Source organism: Bradyrhizobium sp. BRP22, assembly GCF_020194175.1.
In the GTDB taxonomy this organism is placed as follows: Bacteria; Pseudomonadota; Alphaproteobacteria; order Rhizobiales; family Xanthobacteraceae; genus Bradyrhizobium.
The window spans coordinates 1-12,954 of sequence record NZ_JADYVX010000050.1 but is presented as its reverse complement, the minus strand read 5'-3'; the positions used below and the strand labels follow the sequence as shown (position 1 = coordinate 12,954).

Annotated in this window: 14 protein-coding genes; 1 reads left to right on the top strand and 13 read right to left on the bottom strand. The window is 65.2% G+C overall.

What is annotated here, in order from left to right:
• Window positions 1-83: 83 nt before the first annotated feature.
• Window positions 84-1,085, bottom strand: coding sequence for a tRNA (adenosine(37)-N6)-dimethylallyltransferase MiaA (gene miaA, locus I6F35_RS36200; RefSeq protein WP_225122412.1), 1,002 nt, complete (start codon window positions 1,083-1,085; stop codon window positions 84-86).
• Here miaA and serB point away from each other — a divergent pair.
• The gene (gene serB / locus I6F35_RS36195) at window positions 1,084-1,974 is read left to right on the top strand and encodes a phosphoserine phosphatase SerB (protein WP_225122411.1); all 891 of its coding nucleotides are present in this window, start codon (window positions 1,084-1,086) and stop codon (window positions 1,972-1,974) included. The two genes, miaA and serB, sit on opposite strands and share 2 nt — an antisense overlap.
• Before the next feature lie 129 nt (window positions 1,975-2,103).
• On the opposite strand, the gene I6F35_RS36190 is transcribed toward serB, so the two are convergent.
• The 12 genes from I6F35_RS36190 to I6F35_RS36135 form a co-directional block, all read right to left on the bottom strand.
• The gene (locus I6F35_RS36190; RefSeq protein ID WP_225122410.1) at window positions 2,104-3,609 is read right to left on the bottom strand and encodes a Do family serine endopeptidase; all 1,506 of its coding nucleotides are present in this window, start codon (window positions 3,607-3,609) and stop codon (window positions 2,104-2,106) included.
• Between the two features lie 195 nt (window positions 3,610-3,804).
• Complete coding sequence (locus I6F35_RS36185) at window positions 3,805-4,005, bottom strand: DUF2065 domain-containing protein (protein ID WP_225122409.1); 201 nt, start codon at window positions 4,003-4,005, stop codon at window positions 3,805-3,807.
• Window positions 4,006-4,097: 92 nt separating this feature from the next.
• Entirely contained in the window at window positions 4,098-5,000 is a 903-nt protein-coding gene (locus I6F35_RS36180; RefSeq protein ID WP_225122408.1) for a protease modulator HflC, read from the bottom strand.
• A complete protein-coding gene (hflK, locus tag I6F35_RS36175; RefSeq protein ID WP_225122407.1) occupies window positions 4,997-6,145 on the bottom strand; it encodes an FtsH protease activity modulator HflK in 1,149 nt (382 codons plus the stop codon). The genes I6F35_RS36180 and hflK overlap by 4 nt, the downstream gene beginning before the upstream one ends.
• A gap of 162 nt (window positions 6,146-6,307) precedes the next feature.
• On the bottom strand, window positions 6,308-6,820 hold the full coding sequence (locus tag I6F35_RS36170) for a dihydrofolate reductase (protein WP_225122406.1): 513 nt from the start codon (window positions 6,818-6,820) through the stop codon (window positions 6,308-6,310).
• On the bottom strand, window positions 6,820-7,305 hold the full coding sequence (locus tag I6F35_RS36165) for a GNAT family N-acetyltransferase (RefSeq protein WP_225122405.1): 486 nt from the start codon (window positions 7,303-7,305) through the stop codon (window positions 6,820-6,822). The genes I6F35_RS36170 and I6F35_RS36165 overlap by 1 nt, the downstream gene beginning before the upstream one ends.
• A 10-nt stretch (window positions 7,306-7,315) precedes the next feature.
• Complete coding sequence (locus I6F35_RS36160) at window positions 7,316-8,110, bottom strand: thymidylate synthase (RefSeq protein WP_225122404.1); 795 nt, start codon at window positions 8,108-8,110, stop codon at window positions 7,316-7,318.
• Between the two features lie 196 nt (window positions 8,111-8,306).
• Entirely contained in the window at window positions 8,307-9,290 is a 984-nt protein-coding gene (locus I6F35_RS36155) for a tripartite tricarboxylate transporter substrate binding protein BugD (RefSeq protein ID WP_225122403.1), read from the bottom strand.
• A gap of 208 nt (window positions 9,291-9,498) precedes the next feature.
• A complete protein-coding gene (locus tag I6F35_RS36150) occupies window positions 9,499-11,013 on the bottom strand; it encodes a tripartite tricarboxylate transporter permease (RefSeq protein ID WP_225122402.1) in 1,515 nt (504 codons plus the stop codon).
• Window positions 11,014-11,020: 7 nt separating this feature from the next.
• A complete protein-coding gene (locus I6F35_RS36145) occupies window positions 11,021-11,785 on the bottom strand; it encodes a tripartite tricarboxylate transporter TctB family protein (RefSeq protein ID WP_225122401.1) in 765 nt (254 codons plus the stop codon).
• An 89-nt stretch (window positions 11,786-11,874) separates the two neighbouring features.
• Window positions 11,875-12,408, bottom strand: coding sequence for a chromate transporter (locus I6F35_RS36140; protein ID WP_225122400.1), 534 nt, complete (start codon window positions 12,406-12,408; stop codon window positions 11,875-11,877).
• Complete coding sequence (locus I6F35_RS36135; protein WP_225122399.1) at window positions 12,405-12,953, bottom strand: chromate transporter; 549 nt, start codon at window positions 12,951-12,953, stop codon at window positions 12,405-12,407. The genes I6F35_RS36140 and I6F35_RS36135 overlap by 4 nt, the downstream gene beginning before the upstream one ends.
• Window position 12,954: the final 1 nt, after the last annotated feature.

The window sequence follows — 12,954 nt, the reverse complement described above, 5'->3', positions numbered from 1 at the left end:
ACTTTTCGTACTGTAACGGGGTTCCTGGCGTTCGGCGAGTATTTTTGCGCGCATGGCAGAAGCGCCCGTAGCTCGGATGGAGCTTACGACGACGTCATTCCGGGATGGTCCGAAGGACCAGACCCGGAATCTCGAGATTCCGGGTTCGCTTCGCGCCCCGGAATGACGGCATCCAGCCACCCCCGCGCGGCTTCCGGCGCCACCCATTCGAATTCCGGCAATTGGTGGCGAAACCAGGTGAATTGCCGTTTTGCATAATGGCGGGTATCGGCACGGCCGATCTCGGACGCTTCCTCGCGGCTGAACTCGCCCTTCAGGTGCCGGATCAGGGCCGGCACGCCGTGGGCCTTCATCGCCGGCAGCAAGGGATCGAGATCGCGCGCCGCAAGCCGCGCGACCTCTTCCAGCGCGCCGGCGTTCAGCATCGCCTCGAACCGGGCATCGATCCGCGCATAGAGCTTGTCACGCGCGGGCGCGAGGAACAGGGCGGAGAATTCGCCCGATGGCAATAGCGGCGGCAGGCCCTCGCGGTGCCAATCGGTCAGCGAGCGGCCCGTTGCCTCGACCACTTCGAGCGCGCGTGCGATCCGGGTGCGGTCGCGCGGCTTCAGGCGCTCGGCATAGGCGGGGTCGCGGCGAGCGAGTTCCGCATGCAGCGCCTCGACGCCGTCGCGCTCCAGCCGCGCGCGGACATTATCGCGAATCTCGGCAGGGATCGGCGGCACCGCCGACAGCCCACGCGTGAGCGCCTTGAAATACAGGCCCGAACCGCCGATGAAGATCGGCAGGCGGCCCTCGGCGCGCGCCTCGGAAAGCACCTTCGCGGCATCCGCGATCCAGGCACCGGCAGAGAAATTCACGCTCGCATCGACATGGCCGTAGAGCCGGTGCGGGACCAGCGCCTCCTCCTCCGGTGTCGGCCGCGCCGTGATGATGCGGAGGTCGCGGTAGACCTGCATCGAGTCGGTGTTGATCACGACACCGCGGGCTTTCTGCGCAAGATCGAGCGCCAGCGCCGACTTGCCGCTGGCGGTCGGCCCTGCGATAAGCACCGCTCTTGTCCCGGCTTGGGAAGTCGCCGCCATGTCGCTTGTCGCCACCCTCATCTGCAATCCCGCCAATCCCGCGCTCGACTCCACCATCGTCGACGGCGCGCTGGCCGTCCTGCCCTCGCCCGGCGCGGCGGAGTGGCTATTCAACGAGGTCGCCGTCGACATCCCCTTTGACGGCAGCGAGGATATCAAGGCGATCGAAACCCGCCTGCAACAGGCGCGCGGCGACCTGCCGATCGACATTGTCGTGCAGCCTCGCGCCTTCAGGCGCAAGAAACTTTTTCTCGCCGACATGGATTCCACCATGATCGGCCAGGAATGCGTCGACGAGCTCGCCGATTTCGCCGGGTTGAAGGAACACGTCTCAAAGATCACCGAACGCGCCATGCGCGGCGAGATCGCCTTCGAGCCGGCGCTGCGCGAGCGCGTCGCGCTGTTGAAGGACCTGCCGCTCAGCGTGGTCGACGAAGTCCTGGAAAAACGCATCACCCCGACGCCGGGCAGCCGCGAACTGGTGATGACGATGCGAGCGAACGGCGCCTGGACCTGCCTGATCTCGGGCGGCTTCACGCTGTTCACCAATCAGGTGGCGGCCAAGATCGGCTTCCAGGAGAATCGCGCCAACGAGCTGATCGCACGCGATGGCAAGCTTGTGGGCGAGGTGAAGGAGCCGATCCTCGGCCGCGCCACCAAGCTCGCCACGCTGCTCGAGCTGCGCGAGGCCTTCGACCTCGATGCCATCGACACGCTGGTGGTCGGCGACGGCGCCAACGACCTCGGCATGATCGAGGCCGCCGGCCTCGGCGTCGCCTATCACGCCAAGCCCGCGGTCGCAGCCGCCGCGGCGGCGCGGATCGACTATGGCGATCTCACCGCACTGCTCTACGCACAGGGCTATCGGCGGGATGAATTCGTGGTGTAACGCCTCGCTCGTCATCACTCGCGAAGGCGGGTGATCCAATATTCCAGCGCGGCCAATAATTCACGCCGGTGATTACTGGATGCTCCGCCTTCGCGGAGCATGACGGCCAAACGTATGCGGCGTGCAGTGCTACTGCACGCTCAGCGCCACGAAGCGCAGTTCGCCGTCACCGTTGGAGACGAGCAGGAGGACCGACTTCTTGCCGTCCTTCTTGAGCTGATCGACGCGCTTCTTGATGTCGGCGGCGCTGGCGACCGCTTCCTGCGCCACTTCGACGATGACGTCGCCGGCCGACAGGCGCTTTTCGGCAGCGTCGGACGCGCCGTCGACGCCGGTGATAATGACGCCCTTCACGCTCTCCTTGATCTTGTACTTGGTGCGGAGATCCTTGTTCAGCGCCGCAAGATCAAGCCCGAGCGCCTTTTGCGTCACCGGCTTCTCCGCGGGCTCGTCCTTGGTCTTGGCGTTAGCCTGCTGCACCTTTTCGGTGTCCTCGAGCCGGCCGAGCGTGACGCGCTTGGTCTCCTCATTGCCCTTGCGTATGACCACGACGTCGACTTCCTTGCCGACCGCGGTGTCGGCGACGACGCGCGAGAGATCCTTGGGATCCTTGACGTCCTTGCCGTCGAATTTGACGACGACATCGCCGGGCTCGATGCCGGCGGGCTTCGCCGGCCCCTTGTCGTCAACGCCCGCAACCAGCGCGCCACGCGCCGGCTTGATGTTGAGGCTGTCGGCGATCTCGTCGGTGACCTGCTGGATTCGCACGCCGAGCCAGCCGCGGCGCAGCTCGCCGTATTTCTGGAGCTGATCGACGACGGCGGCAACCGTCTTCGACGGCACAGCAAAGCCGAGGCCGATCGAGCCGCCGGTCGGCGAGATGATCAGCGTGTTGACGCCGATCACTTCGCCTTCGAGGTTGAACAACGGTCCGCCGGAATTACCGCGGTTGATGGCGGCGTCGGTCTGGATGTAGCTGTCATAGGGACCCTGGCTGATGTCGCGGTTGCGCGCCGACACGATGCCGGCGGTCACCGAGCCGCCGAGGCTGAAGGGGTTGCCGATCGCGATCACCCACTCGCCAAGCCTGAGCTTGTCGGAATCGCCGAACTTCACTGCGGTCAGCGGCTTCGGCGGCTTGAACTTCAGGACGGCAAGATCGGTCTTCTTGTCGACGCCGACCAGCTCCGCCTTGACCTTGGTGCCGTCGTTCAGGATGACGTTGATCTCGTCGGCATCGGCAATGACGTGGTTGTTGGTCACGACGATGCCGGCGGTGTCGACGATGAAGCCGGAGCCGAGCGAGTTGGTCTTGCGCGGTTGAAACTCGCCGTTCTTTTCCCCACCCTTGCCGCCGCCGGGGCCACGGCGGTTCTTGAAGAAGTCGTCGAAGAACTCCTCGAACGGCGAGCCCGGCGGCAGTTGCGGCATGGCGCCGCCGCCCTTGGCCTCGACCGTCTGCGAGGTCGAAATATTCACGACCGCATCGATCACCTTCTCGGCGATATCGGCGATGCCTTCGGGCCCTCGCGCGAGGGCCGCAGGCGGTGACGCAAGCACGCCGGCGGCGCCGATCGCGATCGCGGCTCCAATCAGGCGCAGGCGACGGCTCAGGGCGGATCTGGCACCGGTCATGTCAGCTTCTCTCCAGGAAAGGCAAATATTGCGCTCACACTGCGCCCGAAGGGGGTGGCCGCGCAAGCATTTGAGACAACCATTTCGGCGAAAAACCGACGCCTTACGGCTCACGATTGCGTTGGACCAACAAGTTCCGAACTGTCGTTTCCTGCGTCCCGGCCGGGCTCGTCAGGCGTCAGAGCGCAATGCTGCTTACCGCCTCACCAGCCAGATCAGGATCAGGCCCCCCACTGCCGACGCGATCCCGACCACGCGCAAGACGTTGTCCGGGGTCGCCAGCGCGCTTTTCATCGCGCGCCGCATCCAGGTCGGGCTTGCCGCGAACATCAGGCCTTCCAGCACGAACAGAATTCCCAGACCGATGAGGAAGTCGGCGAACGCTATGGACCTCATCGGATGGCGACCTCCCGTGCGAACGTTTCTTCTTGGCTAACGGGCGAAGCGGATGCTTCGCCCTGGTGATGCCGTTACTGTTGCTTCGGCTACTACTGCTTCGGCGCTGCCGCGGCGGCCGCCGAATGGCCGGACGCGCTGCCGAAATATTTGAAGAAATCGGAGTCCGGGCGCAACAGGAAACGCGTGTCGTTGGCGCGCAGGCCGTTTTCATAGGCCGTCATCGAACGGTAGAACGAGAAGAAATCCGCGTCCTTGCCGTAGGCTTCGGCGAACAGCCGGTTACGCTCGGCATCGCCCTCGCCGCGCACCTGCTCCGCGGACGAATTGGCGTCGGCGACGATAACGGTGCCCTCGCGGTCCGCCCTGGAGCGGATTTCCTGCGCCTTCTGGCCGCCCTGGGCGCGGAACTCCGCGGCCTCGCGCTGACGCTCGGTCTGCATGCGCTGATAGACCGCCTGGCTGTTCTGCTCCGGCAGATCGGCGCGGCGGATGCGGACGTCGACCACCTGGATGCCATAGCCGTCGGCTTCATGGTCGAGCTGCTCGCGGATCCGCTGCATCAGCCTCTCACGCTCATCCCGCACCACCGTGATGAAGGTGACCTCGCCGAGCACGCGGCGCAGCGCCGCGTTCAAGAGCGTGGTCAACTGCACATTGGCCGCCTGGATCGTGCCGATGCTCTGATAGAAGCGCAGCGCATTCTTGATGCGGTAGCGGGCGAAGGCATCGACCACCAGTCGCTTCTGGTCGGAGGCGATCACTTCCTGCGACGGGTTTTCCAGGTCGAGGATGCGCTTGTCGATCGAGATGACGGAATCGATGAACGGCGCCTTGAAGTTGAGGCCGGGCTCGGTGACGACGCGGACGGGTTCGCCGAGCCGGACCACCAGGACCTGCTCGGTCTGCTGCACGGTGAAGACCGAGCTGTAGCCGATGATGATCAGCACCAGGAGGATGATCAGGGCGGCAATGCCGGTGACGGGTGACCTCATCGCGTGCCTCCGCCCGGCTGCTGCTGGCCGGTGGTGGCGGACGGACGTCGCGGCGTCAGTTCGCTCAGCGGCAAATACGGCACGATGCTCTGGCCGGACGCGCCGTTGCCGCCGTCATAGACCAGCTTCTCGGAACCGCCGAGGATGCGTTCCATCGTCTCCAGGTAAATGCGTTGCCGCGTCACGTCGGGCGCCTTCTTGTACTCGTCATAGACTTTCAGGAAGCGCGCGCTCTGGCCCTTGGCCTCCGCCACCGCCTGCTCCTTGTAACCTTCGGCCGCCTGGATGATCTGGGCGGCACGGCCGCGCGCCTCGGGTACGACGCGATTGGCGTAGGTCTGCGCCTCGTTCTGCAACCGCTCGCTATCGGCGCGCGCCGCCTGGACGTCGCGGAACGCGTCGATCACCTGCTGCGGCGGATCGACCTTCTGCAGCTGCACCTGGGTGATCAGGACGCCGGCGCCATAGGTGTCGAGCGTCTTCTGCATCAATTCCTGCACGTTTTGCTCGGTCGTGGTGCGCGCGCCGGTCAGGATCGGCTGGATCTGCGACCGGCCGATCACCTCGCGCATCGCGCTCTCGGCCACCGCCTTCACGGTGCCCTCGGGGTTCTGGATGTTGAACAGGAAGTTGCCGACGCCATCGGGCTTGATGCGCCACAGCACGGTGAAATCGACGTCGACGATGTTCTCGTCGCCGGTCAGCATCAGGCTCTCTTCCGGCACGTCGCGCATGGTGCGGCCGCGCCGCGCCGGGTCGTCGATCAGGGTCATGCCGATCGAAATGGTGGAGACGCGCAGCGCCTTCGGCAGCAGCACGGTCTCGATCGGATAGGGCAAATGATAGTTCAGGCCGGGCTGCACGGTGCGCACATGCTTGCCGAAGCGGAGGACGACGCCGAGTTCTTCCGACTGGACCCGGAAGAAGCCGGAAAGGCCCCAGATCGCGAGCGCGCCGACCACGACGAGCGCGATCCCCATGCCGCTGAAGTGCCCGCCGGGCAGGAGTTGCTGCAGCCGGTCCTGGCCGCGGCGCAGGAGGTCCTCAAGATCCGGCGGGCGCGGCCCGACCGATTGCGGACCGGTGCCCCATGGGCCCTTCGGACCCGAGCCCCACGGCCCTCCACCTTGATTCTTCCACGGCATTAAAGCTTCTCCTCGGCAAGCCCGGGATGGATGATGGACGCCCGGCCTCGTCAGTCCGCCCGGCTTTATAGGGGACCGAATGCCCCCTTACAACGCAAGCTTCCAAGCCGAACGAGCTATGCCTGCGGACATAATTGTCAATGCAAACATTGGCTAGCGGGGTTAACGCTTGATGCGCCGACGATATGTCACATAGGAAAAATCGACGCTGTCATCCGGCCCGGCCGGACTTCGCACCCGCGCCACTTCCTCCCATTTCGCCGCGTCAATTGTGGCGAAATACGTATCACCTTCCGGCCGCGCATGCACTTCGGTGATTTCGAGCCGATCGGCGCTGTCGATCCATTGCGCGTAGATCTCCGCGCCGCCGATGACGGCGATTTCGGTGACGAAACGCCGCAGCGCATCGCCGAGCGCGATCGCCCGGGCGTTCTCGAACGACTGGGTGACGATCGCACCGCGGGCGCGATAGTTCGCCTCGCGCGTCACGACGATGTTGGTCCGGCCGGGAAGCGGCCTGCGCAGCGACTCGAAGGTTTTGCGGCCCATCACCACCGGCCGGTTCATGGTCATGGCCTTGAAGCGTTGCTGGTCGCTCTTCAAGCGCCACGGGATCGCATTGTCGCGCCCGATCACGCCGTTCTCGGCGACTGCAGCGATGAGCACGACCTCCATCAGCGCGCCCCGCCCGCCAGCGCCTGCAGCGCCGGGCCGGTGACGCGGCACAGCGTCCACTCGTCCATCATGACGGCGCCGAGCGATTTGTAGAATTCGATCGAGGGCGTATTCCAGTCGAGCACCGCCCACTGCAATCGCTCCCAGCCGTTGGCGATGCATTCGTTGGCGAGATGGACCAGCAGCGCCCTGCCGATGCCCTTGCCGCGCAGCGCCGGACGGACGAACAGATCCTCCAGATAGATGCCGTGCTTGCCGGCGAAGCTGGAAAAATTGACGAACCAGAGCGCAAAGCCCGCCGGCTTCCCGTCCCACTCGGCGATATCGCAAGTGAGACGTGGATTGTCACCGAACAGGGCCGCAGCGATGTCGGCCTCGGTGGCCTTCACCTCGTGGAGCAGCTTCTCGTACTCGGCAAGCTCGCGGACAAGCGCGTAAACGAGGCCGGCTTCATCGGCACGCGCGCGGCGGATGGTCAGCGACATCCTTGAGCGCTCACACCGCGACTTCGGCCTTGATGTGCGGGTGCGGGTCGTAGCCCTCGAGTTGGAAATCCTCGTAGCGGAAGGCGAAGATGTCCTTAACGTCCGGGTTGATCTTCATTGTCGGCAGCGGACGCGTCGGGCGGGTGAGTTGCAGCCGGGCCTGATCAAGGTGATTGGAATAGAGATGCGCATCGCCGAGCGAGTGCACGAAATCGCCCGGCTTCAATCCCGTCACCTGCGCCACCATCATGGTGAGCAGCGCGTAGGAGGCGATGTTGAAGGGCACGCCGAGGAAGACGTCGCCGGAGCGCTGGTAGAGCTGGCAGGACAGCTTGCCGTTCGCGACATAGAACTGGAACAGGCAATGGCAGGGCGGCAGCGCCATCTTGTCGACGTCCGCCGGATTCCAGGCGCTGACGATCAGGCGGCGCGAGTCCGGGTTGCGCTTGATCATCTCGATCACGTTCGAGATCTGGTCGATGCTGCGGCCGTCGGGCGCCGGCCAGGACCGCCATTGCGAGCCGTAGACCGGGCCGAGATCGCCGTTGGCGTCGGCCCATTCGTCCCAGATAGTGACGCCGTTGTCGCGCAGATATTTGATGTTGGTGTCGCCGGCCAGGAACCAGAGCAGTTCATGCACGATCGCCTTCAGCGGCAGCCGCTTGGTCGTCAGCATCGGGAAGGCGGCCGACAGGTTGAAGCGCATCTGGTGGCCGAAGATCGACAGCGTCCCGGTGCCGGTGCGGTCATGCTTTTCCGCGCCGTCGGCGAGAATGCGTTCGAGCAGGTCGTGATACTGGTTCATGGCGTCGCTTCGGGCCTTTAGGGAAAGGCGAATGTAGCGGCGGCCGATCATGGTCGACACCGCGATTCGGCCTTCGATAGCTGATTATACCCGGAAAAATGATGGGCCGCTCTTAAACAGCAAGGGCGGAACCTGCGTTCCGCCCTCCTTGAACAGCTCGTAGACCCAGGTGAAGCGCAGCGTAAGCCGGGACCGGCTAGCCGGCCGGCTTGAGCACCGGGGTCCACTTCTTGATCTCGTTGCCCACCAGCGTTCCCAGCGCCTCCGACGTGCGGTCCGAGGGCTGCGGAATGACACTGCCGAGTTCGAGCAGGCGCTTGCGGACGGTCTCGTCCTCCAGCGCCTTGGCGGCCGCGGCGTTCAACTTGGCGATGATCGGCGCCGGGGTGCCCTTCGGCGCGAAGATCGCATTCCAGGCCTGGGCCTGGAAGGCCGGCAGGCCGGCCTCCGCGGTGGTTGGGACATTCGGCAGCGACGGGTTCCGCTCGGGGGTCGCGACCGCGTAGGCCTTGATGGTGCCGGCATTGATCTGCGGCACGGCATTGACGATCTGGTCGCACATATAGTCGACCTGCCCGGCGACCAGCGCGTTCATCGCCGGGCCGGTGCCGTTGAAGGGCACGCCGACCGGCTCGATGCCGAGAATCGAGTTCAGGAGCTGGCAGGAGACATGCGAGACCGAACCGACGCCGGCATGCGCCGCGTTGACCTTCTCGGCATTGGCCTTCACGTAGGCCACGAATTCCTTGAGGTCCTTCGGCGGAAAGTCCTTGCGCGCCAGGATCAGGATCGGCGTGCCGGCCAGCAGCCCGACCGGCTCGAAGCTCTTCTCCGGGTGGTAGGCCAGGTTGGGATAGAGTGGCACCGAGGCGGCGTGCGTCCCCATGTGACCCGTGATCAGGGTATAGCCGTCGTTGGCGGCGCGCGCAGCGCGGGCGCTCGCCGTGGTGCCGCCGGCGCCGACCACGTTCTCGATGATGATGCTCTGGCCGAGCGTCTGCGCCATATGCCCAGTAACGATGCGCGCGATAACGTCCGTCGGGCCGCCGGCCGCGAACGGCACGATCATGGTGATGCTGCGCGTCGGATAGTCCTGCGCGCGCGCCGGCGCCACAACAGCCGACAGCAAGGCTGCCAGCACCACACAAGCGCCCGCGAGCGAGCGACCGTACCAATTCATCGAAATCCCCTGAGAGCGTTTTCCCGTTGCAAGAAGTGACGGTCAGGAGCGTGCCGCGACGTTTCCGAGAACTGTCGCCACGCTCCGGCTTCTGCTCGGGCATGATCCTTCCCGGATCATGCCCTCGACCGTCATGTTCCTTTCACAACGAACTTCCGCGCGAGTCGATACGACTTCCGCCTGCGACACGCGGCCGCAGGCGAGAGCCTCACCCTTCGGACTCCACGAACACCTCGTCACGCTTGGCGCGCAGGGCCGGCAACACCGCGAGCACCAGAAGTGCGGCGGCGATCGCGAGCAGCACCGCCGACAGCGGGCGGCTCACGAACACGCTCCAGTCGCCGCGCGAGATCAGCAGCGCCCGGCGCAGGTTCTCCTCCATCAGCGGCCCGAGCACCATCCCGAGCAGCAGCGGCGCCGGCTCGAAATCATGCTTGATCAGCCAGTAGCCGACGAGGCCGAACACGCCCGCCATGATGACATCGACCGGCGCGTTGTTCACCGAATAGATGCCGATCGCGCAGAAGATCACGATGGAGGGGAACATCAGCCGATACGGCACGCGGAGCAGCCGCACCCAGATGCCGACCAGCGGCAGGTTGATGATGACCAGCATCAGGTTGCCGATCCACATCGAGGCGATCATGCCCCAGACCAGATCGGGCTGTTTCTGCATCACCTGCGGTCCCGGCACGATGCCATGGATGGTCATCGCGCCGACCATCAGCGCCATCACCGCATTGGGCGGGATGCCGAGCGTGAGCAGCGGGATGAACGAGGTCTGCGCCGCGGCGTTGTTGGCGCTCTCCGGCGCCGCCACACCCTCGATCGCGCCGCGGCCGAAGCGCGACGGATTCTTCGAGAGCTTCTTCTCCAGCGTATAGGCGGCGAAGGAGGCGATGACAGCGCCGCCGCCCGGCAGGATGCCGAGGATCGACCCCAACACCGTGCCGCGTCCGATCGCGGGCGCGGAGTCGGCAAGGTCCTTCCTGGTCGGCATCAGGCCGGTGATCTTCTGCTGCACGAGATCGCGGCCCATCTCGGCGCCGTGATCGAGATTGCGGATGATCTCGGCGAAGCCGAACACGCCCATCGCCACCGTGGCGAAGCCAAGGCCGTCGGCGAGTTCGGGGATATTGAAGGCCATGCGGGACGCGCCGGTCTCGATGTCGGAGCCGACCATAGAGAGCAACAGTCCCAAAACGATCATCGCGATCGCCTTCAGCACCGAACCCTTTGCCAGCACCACCGCAAAGATCAGGCCGAGCACCATCAGCGAGAAATATTCGGCCGGTCCGAACGCCAGCGCGAGCTTTGTCAGCGGTGCGCCCAGCACTGCGATCAGGACAGTGGCGACGCAGCCGGCGAAGAACGAGCCCATTGCGGCGATCGCCAGAGCCGGTCCGGCACGGCCTTGTTTTGCCATTTGATGGCCGTCAAGGGCGGTGACGACCGAGCCCGCCTCGCCCGGGATATTGACCAGGATCGACGTGGTCGAGCCGCCATATTGGGCGCCGTAATAGATGCCGGCGAGCATGATCAGCGCGCCGACCGGCGGTAGGCCGAAGGTGATCGGCAGCAGCATCGCCACCGTGGCGATGGTGCCGATGCCCGGCAACACGCCGACCAGCGTGCCGACAAGCGCGCCGATCAGGCACATCAGGAGATTGATCGGCGAGAAGGCGACGGCGAAGCCGTGGGCGAGGTTAGCAAAGAGGTCCATCACGCCCTCACTGAATCAAGAAACGCGGGAACATCGGCATCGGCAGCCCCAGCACATAGGGGAAGAGGAGCGCGCAACCGAGCGTCAGGCAGGCGCCGACAATGGCGGCCTCGATCCATCGGGTCTCATGCGAGCCGAGCGCTGCGATCATGAAGCTTGCGAAGGCCGACACGACCAGACCGAGCGGGCGGATCGCCAATGCAAAGAAAATGATCGCGGCGCAAACGAACAGCGGGCCGCGCCAGGAATAGTGCGACAGTTCTGGTCCGTCGCTGAACAGCCCCATCACGGCAATGCCGGCGCCGAGCGCCACCAGCAATACGCCGAACATCCGCGGCGCGGTGCCGGCGCCGAACGAAAAGCCGCGCATGCCCTGCAGGTCGCTCGAGGCCCACAGCGCAAACAGCGCGAGCGCAAACAGCACGACACCGCCGATATAGTCCTGCGGCGCTCGGATCTTCACGAACAGCGTGACGATCGCGACCGCGAACACGGGATAAGAATAGATCAGCGCCAACAGCACGTCCGAGGACAAGCCCTTCTTGGCGTCGGCGGCGACCGATCCGAACACCGCGTTGGGAGCGGCCGACAACAGCGCCCCGCCATGAGCGAGCAGCACCTGTGCCGGACCCCGGCCCGTGCCCAGTCCAAAGATCGTGCCGAACGACCACACCAGCTCGAAAAGCTGCGGCGCCAGCGCCAGCACGACAATGCCGAGGGCGGCCTTGGTGTTACGTGTGCTTGATGCGGTTTGGCCCATCGTTTCGGCCATGCATGTCTCCTCCGTGCCCGCACCGCGGGCCCTGTTATTCTATCGGCTGGAAATTGTACCCTGCGCCCGGCCTTGCCTAGCGATTTTCGTCAGATAACGCCAGCGAAACCAAGGACGCCGCCGGCCAGCAACAGCCAGAAAGGATTGAGGCGCGTCGCAAAGGCCACAATGGCCGTTATCACGGTCGTAACGGCGGCGATCCAACTTTGGTCGGAGGTCCGCGCCAAAATCAACCCGCTCGCGGCCATCAATCCGATCGAAAGTGGAACCAGCGCTGCCTGGATGAGCGCCGGCCAGCGCGACTGGCGCGGGCGCGTGAGCAAGCGGCTCACATAATAGGCAAGCAGCGCGGTCGGCCCGCACATCGCCAGCGTCGCCGCCAGCGCACCGGCAATGCCGCCGACAGAGTAGCCAATCAGTGTCACGATCAGCACGTTCGGCCCCGGCGACAATTGCGAGATCGCGAAAACGTCGGCGAACTCCTTGTCGGTCATCCAGTGTCGCACCTCAACGGCGATCCGATGCATTTCGGGGATGGCCGCATTCGCGCCGCCGACGGCAAAAAACGACATCAGGCCGAACGTCCAGACCAGCGTCCAGATCGGGTTGGCATCCTGGTTCATGACCGCTGCCCCCGACGCACCAGGAGGGTGACCGCAAGGCTGGCAGGAACGGCAATCAGCAGCACGGCCGGCAAGGGCAGCCGCAACCATCCGATCGCGATGAAGACCGCCGCGAGGATGAGGAGCCCGGCAATGTCGCGCCGCCTGACCAGTGGCATCATCATCTTCAGCACCACTGACAGCAGAAGCCCGACCGCGGCGCAGGCGACCCCGGCGAGCGTCCGCCGCAGCGCTTCGATCTCGCCATAATTCGTGTAGAGCGCCGCCAGCCCGATTGCGATCAGCATCGGCGGGCCGACCAGCCCGGCGAAGGCCGCGATCCCGCCGGCCAATCCGCGGAAGCGGGAGCCGAATACGAAGGACAGATTGACGATGTTCGGCCCCGGCAGGAAATGGCACAGGGCGAAGGTCTCGTTGAACTCGTCGGCGGTCATCCAGCGGTGCTGCTCGACGATGGCGCGGCGCGCCCAGACCAGAACCCCGCCGAAGCCGGCCAACGACATCTTTGCAAAGGCCACGAACAGTTCCCCCAGGCCGGGCTGGATG

Excerpts from the sequence above, each read along its gene's own strand:
- I6F35_RS36185 (WP_225122409.1), bottom strand. The coding sequence starts at position 4,005 with ATGAGGTCCATAGCGTTCGCCGACTTCCTCATCGGTCTGGGAATTCTG.
- I6F35_RS36155 (WP_225122403.1), bottom strand. The coding sequence starts at position 9,290 with ATGAATTGGTACGGTCGCTCGCTCGCGGGCGCTTGTGTGGTGCTGGCA.
- I6F35_RS36170 (WP_225122406.1), bottom strand. The coding sequence starts at position 6,820 with ATGGAGGTCGTGCTCATCGCTGCAGTCGCCGAGAACGGCGTGATCGGG.
- serB (WP_225122411.1), top strand. The coding sequence starts at position 1,084 with ATGTCGCTTGTCGCCACCCTCATCTGCAATCCCGCCAATCCCGCGCTC.
- I6F35_RS36165 (WP_225122405.1), bottom strand. The coding sequence starts at position 7,305 with ATGTCGCTGACCATCCGCCGCGCGCGTGCCGATGAAGCCGGCCTCGTT.
- hflK (WP_225122407.1), bottom strand. The coding sequence starts at position 6,145 with ATGCCGTGGAAGAATCAAGGTGGAGGGCCGTGGGGCTCGGGTCCGAAG.
- I6F35_RS36140 (WP_225122400.1), bottom strand. The coding sequence starts at position 12,408 with ATGAACCAGGATGCCAACCCGATCTGGACGCTGGTCTGGACGTTCGGC.
- I6F35_RS36145 (WP_225122401.1), bottom strand. The coding sequence starts at position 11,785 with ATGGCCGAAACGATGGGCCAAACCGCATCAAGCACACGTAACACCAAG.
- I6F35_RS36150 (WP_225122402.1), bottom strand. The coding sequence starts at position 11,013 with ATGGACCTCTTTGCTAACCTCGCCCACGGCTTCGCCGTCGCCTTCTCG.
- I6F35_RS36180 (WP_225122408.1), bottom strand. The coding sequence starts at position 5,000 with ATGAGGTCACCCGTCACCGGCATTGCCGCCCTGATCATCCTCCTGGTG.
- I6F35_RS36190 (WP_225122410.1), bottom strand. The coding sequence starts at position 3,609 with ATGACCGGTGCCAGATCCGCCCTGAGCCGTCGCCTGCGCCTGATTGGA.
- I6F35_RS36160 (WP_225122404.1), bottom strand. The coding sequence starts at position 8,110 with ATGAACCAGTATCACGACCTGCTCGAACGCATTCTCGCCGACGGCGCG.
- miaA (WP_225122412.1), bottom strand. The coding sequence starts at position 1,085 with ATGGCGGCGACTTCCCAAGCCGGGACAAGAGCGGTGCTTATCGCAGGG.